This is a genomic window from Streptomyces sp. NPDC057654 (genome assembly GCF_042800135.1).
Taxonomy (GTDB): domain Bacteria; phylum Actinomycetota; class Actinomycetes; order Streptomycetales; family Streptomycetaceae; genus Streptomyces.
The window spans coordinates 1-8,427 of record NZ_JBHVHQ010000345.1 but is presented as its reverse complement, the minus strand read 5'-3'; the positions used below and the strand labels follow the sequence as shown (position 1 = coordinate 8,427).

The 8,427-nt window shown below is 73.4% G+C and carries 6 protein-coding genes; all 6 read right to left on the bottom strand.

All coding sequences use genetic code 11. The features are described 5' to 3' along the window. Positions 1–46: 46 nt before the first annotated feature. A complete protein-coding gene (locus ACFU99_RS23790) occupies positions 47–2,788 on the bottom strand; it encodes a M4 family metallopeptidase (RefSeq protein ID WP_384395128.1) in 2,742 nt (913 codons plus the stop codon). 281 nt (positions 2,789–3,069) lie between these two features. Next, entirely contained in the window at positions 3,070–4,146 is a 1,077-nt protein-coding gene (locus ACFU99_RS23785) for a hydroxyacid dehydrogenase (RefSeq protein WP_384395126.1), read from the bottom strand. Continuing rightward, the gene (locus ACFU99_RS23780) at positions 4,130–5,197 is read right to left on the bottom strand and encodes a dihydrodipicolinate synthase family protein (protein ID WP_384395124.1); all 1,068 of its coding nucleotides are present in this window, start codon (positions 5,195–5,197) and stop codon (positions 4,130–4,132) included. The genes ACFU99_RS23785 and ACFU99_RS23780 overlap by 17 nt, the downstream gene beginning before the upstream one ends. Positions 5,198–5,204: 7 nt before the next feature. Then, positions 5,205–6,173: an NAD-dependent epimerase/dehydratase family protein gene (locus ACFU99_RS23775; protein WP_384395130.1), complete on the bottom strand. Its 969-nt coding sequence runs from the start codon at positions 6,171–6,173 to the stop codon at positions 5,205–5,207. Between the two features lie 138 nt (positions 6,174–6,311). After that, positions 6,312–7,262, bottom strand: coding sequence for a carbohydrate ABC transporter permease (locus ACFU99_RS23770; protein ID WP_384395122.1), 951 nt, complete (start codon positions 7,260–7,262; stop codon positions 6,312–6,314). Between the two features lie 2 nt (positions 7,263–7,264). After that, entirely contained in the window at positions 7,265–8,170 is a 906-nt protein-coding gene (locus tag ACFU99_RS23765) for a carbohydrate ABC transporter permease (protein WP_384395121.1), read from the bottom strand. Positions 8,171–8,427 lie beyond the last annotated feature (257 nt).

Below are 8,427 nucleotides of genomic sequence, written 5' to 3'. Positions count from 1 at the left end.
GGCCGCCGCCCGCCCCCGACGCTCCGCCCCCGACGTCCCGCGCGGCCTATCCGCAGCGCCCCGCCGGCCGTACCCGCGTGACCAGGCGAGAGGTGCCCGTCGTGCTGTCGATCCAGACGACCTGACGGCCGCCGGGGGCCGCCGCCCGCATCTGCTCGCCGCGGTCGCAGGACACCCGGTCCTTCCGCTTGCCGTCCGCCGAGAACTGCCAGAGCTTCCCCGTCGCCTCGTTGCCGCGGCCGACCGCGGTCGCGGTCGCGGTGGTGGGGGTGGTGACAGTGACCGCGTCGTCCGTGGCCGTCAGGTCGTCGATCAGCAGCGCGCCGGTCCCCGTGCCGGGGCTGAGGTCCACCACGTGCGTACCGTCCAGGTCCGCGCGGCGCAGCGCCGTGAGCCCGCTGCCGCGGTCCTCGTGCACCAGCCAGTAGACGTACGAGCCGTTGATCGCGGTGCGCCCGGCGTCCCGGGGCGCGCCGAGCTGGCCCGTCACCGTGCGTCTGCCCGTCTCCACGTCGAAGACCTCGGCGCCGAAGAAATTGCGGCCGGCGTCGGAGTCGTACCAGCGCGTCGTGTAGGCGATCCGCCCGTCGCTGACGGACGGGAAGAAGCCCTGGACGCCGCTGTCCTCCTCGATGACCCGGTGGGCGGTGGTGTCGCTCAGCCGCAGATACTGCGGGGTCCGCCCGCCCGGTAGGGAACCGGCCTCGAAGACCACCAGGTCGCCGTCCACCCGCAGTTCGACCGCCGCCCGCCGGCCGCGCCACAGCGTCTCGACCGGCCCTCCCGCGATCGGCCGCGCCAGGATGTCCACGGACCGCCTGTTGTACGCGAGCCACACCACGGTCTTCCCATCCGTGACCGGGTCGACGTGGGGGCGGCCGTCGTCGGGGCTGATCCGCTGCGGCGTGCCGGTGCCGTCGGCCCGTCCGGCCCACACCGCGGAGTCCGCGGTGCTCGCCGCCCACCAGCCGCCGCCCGCGCCGATCCGCGTCCCGGCCGGGTCGATCCGGTCGAGGACGACGTCGGAGTCCACGCCCAGCGCCTGCTCCCATCCCGGCACGATGCCGTGCGCGCTGAACGCTCGCTCGGCGGCCCGGCGCTGAGCCGCTGTGACCCCCAGGTCCCGCGCGGCGGCGAGCACGGCGGCGCGGCCCTCGGTGAAGCCGTCCAGCGGGGTCAGGTACTCGGTCAGCGCCTTGTGGACGATGCGGTCGGCGAGCACGCGGCCGACGTCCTGGCGCAGGTCCCACAGGGCGCCCGAGAAGATCGTGGAGTTGAGGTGGACGCCGCCGCTGTCGGTGGCGAGGGAGACGCCGAGGAAGGACTTCGACGTGGTCCGCCCGTCGTTCAGGTCGCGGGTCGCGCAGTCGCGCGGCGCCTTGGTGCGGCACAGCGACTCGCCCAACAGCCCGGCGTCCGGGCTGTCCATGGAGGTGCCGGAGACGTCCGTCTCGACGGCGTTGCCGAAGTAGTCGGCGATCGCCTCGCTCAGCGCGCCGGACTGGCCCGCGTAGACGAGCCGGGCCGAGTGGTCGATGACGCCGTGGGTCAGCTCGTGCCCGACGACGTCGAGCCCGGCGGAGAGCGTGCGGTGCTCGGCGTCGCCCGCGCCGTACACGGCCTTCGCGCCGTCCCAGAAGGCGTTGACGTACGGACGGCCGTACTGCGTCACGCCCACCAGCGAGTCGACCGCCATGCCCCGGCCGTCCAGGCTGTCGCGGCCGTGCTGCTGCCGGTAGTAGTCGTAGACCTTTCCCGCCGCCCACTGCGCGTTCACCGCGCCCGCCTCGGTGGCCTCCGGGCCGAAGGCGGGCGTCGGCGAGCCGAACTCCTTCAGGCCGGACGGCCACTTCCCGGTCACGTCACTGGCATACCGCTCGCGCGCGTCCCACGTGGTCAGGGCGTTCTTGCTGGTGCCCGCCATACGGTCGCCGTCCCGCAGCAGGTACTCCTTGCGCGGCTCGTCATAGGTCACGGACAGGTCGACGGCCCGGCCGTCGTACGTGCTCCCGGACCCGTTCGTGCTCCCGGACCCGTTCGTGTTCACGGTCCCGTTCGTGTTCACGGTCCCGGATCCGTTCGCGCTCACACCGGGCGCCGCGCGGAGTCCGCGGGAAGTCTCCTCGTTCGCGGCCGCGTCGTCGGCGGGCGCGCGAAAGGTCTTCAGCCCGCTGTACTGGAGCAGCGGATAGCCGTTCTCCGCGTCGACGTAGACCTCCTGGAGCACAGGCTCGGCGGTCACCGGGTGGAGACCCCGTACGGTCACGTGCCGGGTGAGGACGCCCGTACCGCGAGGCAGGACGACGAGGCCGCGCGCGGTGCCGGTCAGCGGGCGCGCGTCGTCCCTCGGCACCCGCGCCCCTGCGAGCCGGTCCGTGGCGGCGTCGACCGCGCGCTCCACCGCCAGGGCCTCGTCCACGGCGGGCGTGGTGCCGGTCGTCAGGCCGGTGAAGTACTTCCCGGACGTCCCGGTGACGTCCCGCTCGCCGCCCCTACGCTCCATCCGGACCACGTACTGCCCGCCGAGGACGTCCACCCCACGATGCCGCTGCTGAAACCGCACGGTCTCGGCCTTCCCCCGGACCAGGGCCGTCAGGGGCCGCAGATCACGCGAGGCGTCGCCGACGTGATACCGCGCTGCGCCCGCCGCCACGTACCCCCGTGCCGCGTCCACCGCGCTGCCCGAGCCCTGGACCGTACGCCGCCCGGAGTCCGCCGGGCCGGGCCGCGGCACCGCCGCCACGCCGCCCGCCGACACGACGACCGCGACAGCGCCGATCAGCGCCACCACACCCGACCGGCGCGCCCCACTCGACCGACGCGCCCCGGCCGGTCTCCATCTCCCGCCACGCGCTGCGCACTTACGCACGACAACCCCCTCCGCCAAGCGCCCATCAGGCGTCACATGTCCGAGCGGAGTCATGCAAACCTGGGACCGCCGACACAGCAATGACGCATGGGGCAGGAGCGGCGATATCCATCCTGACGTACGCCAGGTGGCTGAACTGCCCATCAGCTGAAGGGAGTTGTGTGCGTACGTCCGTTACGTACGGCCGTCACGTCCGCGGCTCAGTGCAAGCGGACCAGAGCCTCGGGCCCCACCGGATGCGCCGCCCCGCGCCCGCCGAGGAGCCGGAGCACCTCGTCGGCCGCGCTCGCCCCGAGCCGGAGGCGGCACTCCACCGTGCCCGCCGCCTGATGCGGAGTCAGGAGTACGTTCGGCAGGGACCGGAAGGGGTGGTCCACCGGCAGCGGCTCCGCGTCGAAGACGTCGATCGCCGCGTCCAGACGGCCGTCGCGCACCTCGGCGAGCAGGGCCGCCTCGTCCACGAGCCACGAACGCGCGGTGTTCACCAGACTCGCGCCGTCCGGCATCAAGGCCAGCCGGGGCCCGTTCAGCAGGTGCCGGGTCTCCTCGGTGGCGGGCGCGTGGACCGCTACGACCCGGCTGCCGCACAACAGGCGGTCGAGCGAGACGCGCCGTACGCCCAGGTGTTCGGCCTCCTCATCGCTGAGGAAAGGGTCGCTGACCGAGACCCGGGCGCCCAGAGCGCGGGCCAGGGCGATATAGGCACGGCCCGTGCGGGAGGCGCCGATCACCCCGATCTCGCTGCCGTGGATCTCGTGCCGGGGCGGCGCCGCGCTCGCCGTCTCCCACGCCGCGCCGGAGCGCAGCGCATGGTCGAAGCGGTGCACGCGGTGCAGCAGCGCGAGGGTGAAGGCGAGCGCGACCTCGGCGACGGGGCGGGCCATCGCGTCCCCGGCCTGCGTGACCCGGATGTTCCGCGCGAAGACCTCGGGAGCGACGTACGGCGCCACCGCCGACCCCGTGTGCGCCACGAGCGCCAGCCGGTCGGCGGCGGCCAGCAGCGGACCCGCCACCCTGGGCGTGCCCCATGAGGTGATCAGGGCGTGCGCCCCCGGCAGCGCCGCCGCCAGCGCCACCGCGTCCGTATGGTCGTCCAGGACGGTCAGTTCGGCGGCCGACGCCAGCTCCTCCCACACCGCGGGCGCGAACAACTCCGGGCGCAGACGCGGCGGTACGGACACCACGACGCGCGGCCGCTCCCGTACCGAGGAGCCCTCCCGTACCGAGGAGCCCTCCCGAACCGAGGGGGCCGGCGCGCGGTCAGGAGAGCCAGGCATCGCGGTGCTCCGCCACGAACGCGTCGTCGGTCAGCCAGGGATAGGCGGCGCACACCCGCGTCAGCTCCTCGGCCTGGCCGGGCGACAGCGTCTCCTTCGGGTCCAGGCAGCGGATGTCCTCCAGCAGGCCCTGGCGGCGCAGCACCTCGTGGACCCCGGCGACGCAGCCCCGGAACCCGCCGCGTACGTCGAACACCGCACTGTTGGCGTCGGTCAGCTCGGTGCGCCGCGCGAGGCAGCGCGCCAGCGCCTCGTGGTCGCCCTCGCGGGCCCGGCGCACGTCCTCGAAGAGGCGCACGGCGGCCTCGGTCCACACCGCCCACTGGCCGAGCAGCCCGCCCGCGATCCGGCGCTGCCGCCCGTCGGCGGTCGTGTACGAGGTGAGGAGGTCGCCGATGATGTCGTCGTCGTTGCCGGTGTAGAGCGTCACCTCGTCCGCCCGCTCGGAGCGCGCGACGGCCTGGACGACATCGGCGGTGCGGTAGCGGTCGAAGGGGGCGATCTTCACTGCGGCGGTGGCGGGGAGGTCCGCGAACGCCGACCAGAACTCCGGCGACAGATACCGGCCGCCCACCGCCTCCTGGAGGTAGAAGCCGATGACCGGCAGGACCTCGCCGACCGCGCGGGCCCGGTCCAGCAGGCCCTTCTCGTCGGCGCCCGGCACGGCCGGGCTCAGCAGGACCGCGTCGTAGCCGAGCGACGCGGCGAGTTCGGCCTCGGCGACGGCCTGCGCGACATAGCCGCACGCGCCCGCGACCTTCACGAACGGGCGCCCGGCCTCGGCGCGTACGGTCTCGGCGGCGAGCTCCAGGACCGGTGCGAGCAGACCCACTTCGGGCTCGCGGATGGCGAATTGGGTGGTGTGCACGCCCACCGCGACCCCGCCGGCCCCCGAGGCCAGGTAGTAGCGGGTCAGGGCGCGCTGACGGCGCTCGTCGAAGTCGCCCGCGGGCGTGAGGGCGAGCGGATGGGCGGGGATCACGGTGCCCTGCGCGAGCACGCCGAGCGCGGTGGTGTCGCCGGTCGACCGGGTGGAGGCGGGGAGGGACATGGCGGGTTCAGAACCTTCCGTCGCGAGTCTGGAACTTGGTGGCCTTGCCGGACAGCGGCAGCCCTCGGCGCAGCCAGTCGGCCTGCCAGCGGACGAGGGTGCGCAGCGGTACGTCCGGGTAGCCGAAGAGGGCGTGGCAGCGGCTCGCGTCGGACAGCAGCGCCGTCTGGGCCTCCGTCCCGGCCAGTACCGGCTCCTGGCCCAGCTCCGCGCCGAACCACTGCGCCATCCGCCGCACCGAGGCGGTCTCCGGGCCCGTCAGATTCAGCGTGAAGCCCTCGCCGTCGCCCGCGGTCGCGTGGAGCAGGGACCGCAGGGCCGCCTCGTTCGCGTAGCCCTGCCACACGACGTTGGCGTGGCCCGTGGTCACGTCCACGGGCTCCCCGGTCCGGACCCGCTCGCCGATGTCCGCGAGCACCCCGTACCGCAGGTCGATCGCGTAGTTGAGGCGGATCAGCGCGACCCGCGTGCCGCGCGTGAGGGCTGCGTGCTGGAAGATCCGTTCGCGCCCCAGGCACGACATCGCGTACTCGCCGACCGGCGCCACCGCGTCGTCCTCGGTGCTGCCGCCGGAGCCGACCGGTACGAGCGGATACACGTTGCCCGTCGAGAACGCGGCGATCCGCGCCCCGGACCAGCGGCGCGCCACCCGGTCGGGCATCGCCGCGTTCACGGCCCACGCGTGCGCCGGGGCCCCGCTGGAGCCGAACTTGGCGCCCACCATGAACACCACGTTGCCCGCGTCGGGCAGATCCGTGAGGTCGGCGTCCGGGTCCATCAGGTCGAAGGCCACGGTCCGTACGCCGTGTCCGGCGAGGTCCCGCGCGGCGGCCGGGTCGGACCAGCGCGACACGGCGTGCACCGTCACATCGTCGCGCCCGGCTGCGTCGAGGGCGCGCCGCGCCAGCCGGCACAGGCTCGGGCCCATCTTCCCGCCGGCGCCCAGCACCAGCAGGTCGCCCTCCAGTTCTCCCATGTCGCGGATCAGCGCGGGGGAGGGGGCAGTCAGCCGCTCCTCCAGCTCGGCCTTGCTCGCGAATCCGGGCTCCGCGCCGAGGAGTTCACCGGCCTGGGCGGGTGTCGCCGTGGAACGCGTGGTTGTCGTCATTGGGTCTCATCCCTTGATTCCGGACGCCGAGACGCCCTCGGTGAAGTAGCGCTGCCCGACGAGATAGGCGGCGAAGATCGGTACGAACGCGATGACGGAGCCGGACAGCACCACGTTCAGCGGCACGTTCTGCTGCTGGAGCGAGGCGATGCCCACCGTCAGGGTGCGCATGTCGGTGGACTGCCCGACGACCAGCGGCCACAGGAAGTCGTTCCAGTGCCACAGGAAGACGAAGACGCCGAGCGTCGCGAGGATCGGCTTGAGCAGCGGCAGCACGATCCGGTAGAAGACCTGCCACTCGCTGCACCCGTCCAGCCGGGCCGCCTCGAACAGCTCGTCGGGCAGCCCCCGCACGAACTGGCGCATCAGGAAGACCGCCTGCGCGTTGGCGAGGGTGGGGAGGATCAGCCCCCAGTAGGTGTCGACCCCGCCGAGCTTCGCGATCATGGCGAAGGTCGGGATCATCGTGACGTGGTACGGGACCATCACCATCGACAGGAACGACCAGAACATCGCCTCCCGGCCGGGGAACCGCTTCTTCGCGAAGGCGTAGCCGGCCAGCGCGGCGAGCAGCAGCACGCCGATCACCGACACCACCGAGTACAGCAGGGTGTTGAGCAGCCAGCGCAGCACGCTCTGCGCGCCGAGCACCGTGTCGTACGCCTCGCCGCTGAGCGGCCAGGGCAGCAGGCTGCCGGGGAACTCGACGGCCGCGGACGGCTTCAGGGACAGCACGACCATCGCGTAGAACGGGAAGATCGTCGCGAGCGCGGCGACGGCCAGCAGCACGCCCCGGACGATCCGCCCGCCGCGCGTGCCGCGCATCGCGTGCGGCACGCTGTCCCGGTCGGCGGCCCGCCGCCGCGCGCGCTCGGCCCGGCGCGCCGCGCGGTCGGGGACCGGCGGCGGGGGCGCGGGCGGCGTGTCCGGAGTCTTCTCGGCGAACCCGGTGGTCATGGTCACGTGTCCTTCCCGATGACGAGCCGCTGGATCAGCGCGACCACGAGGGTCAGTACGAACAGCGCGACCCCGATGGTCGCGGCGTAGCCCAGGTCGAAGTACTTGAAGCCCGCGTCGTAGAGCTGGAAGACGAGCGTGTAGCTCGCGTTGGCGGGGCCGCCGCCGGTCATCGTGTAGATCGCGTCGAAGACCTGGAAGGAGGACGTGGTCTCGATGACGGCCAGGAAGAACATCGCGGGCCGCAGCTGCGGGAGCACGATGTGCCGGAACCGCTGCCAGGGCCCCGCGCCGTCGGTCAGCGCGGCCTCCTCCAGCTCGCGCGGGATGTCCTGCATGCGGGCGAGCAGGATGAGCATCCCGTAGCCGAAGCGCGACCAGACCCCGATGAGCGCGAGCGCCGGGAGCACGAGGACGTTGTCGCCGAGCCACGAGGAGTCGGACAGGCCGAACCAGCTCATGAAGGTCGACCACGGACCGCCCGTCGAGAAGATCCACACGAAGACCGTCGCCGCGAGGACGAGCGAGGTGACGACCGGCAGGAAGAACACCGACCGGAACACCTTGGAGCCCCGGAAGGCGCGCCGTGTCAGCAGCGCCAGCGCGGTCGAGGCGAGCACCGTCCCCGGCACGGCCATGACCGTGTAGAGGACGGTCACCTTGAGGGACTTCCAGAACAGCGGGTCGTGCCACAGGCGGTTGAAGTTGTCGAGGCCGATGAAGCGCCCGCCGCCGGTGAGCGAGTAGTCCGTGAAGCTCATCAGCACACCGGCGATGCCGGGGCCGAAGCGGAAGGCGAGGAAGAGCAGGAAGCAGGGGAGGACGAAGAGCAGGCCGATCCGGGCCTCGCGGCGCGCCTGCGGCCCGCTGCGGCGGCCCCGGCGCCCGGGTTCCGCGACGACTGCCACGGTGACTCCTTACGGGTGGTACGAGACGGGGTGGTACGAGATGGGTGAGGGGAACTGGCGAGGGGGCCGCGCGTCGGGAAGGGGCGGCGAGGGGCGGCCGGGTGAAGGCGGGGCCGGCGTGCTGCCGACCGAAGGGGTGACGGTGCGGGGGCGGTCCTGGGGCCTGCGCGGCGCTCGGCTCCGCCGAGGCGGCCTTGGCCCGTACGCCGTCCGCGTCAGCCGTCACGGCGGGCGCCGGGGGCCCGTCCCCCGTACAG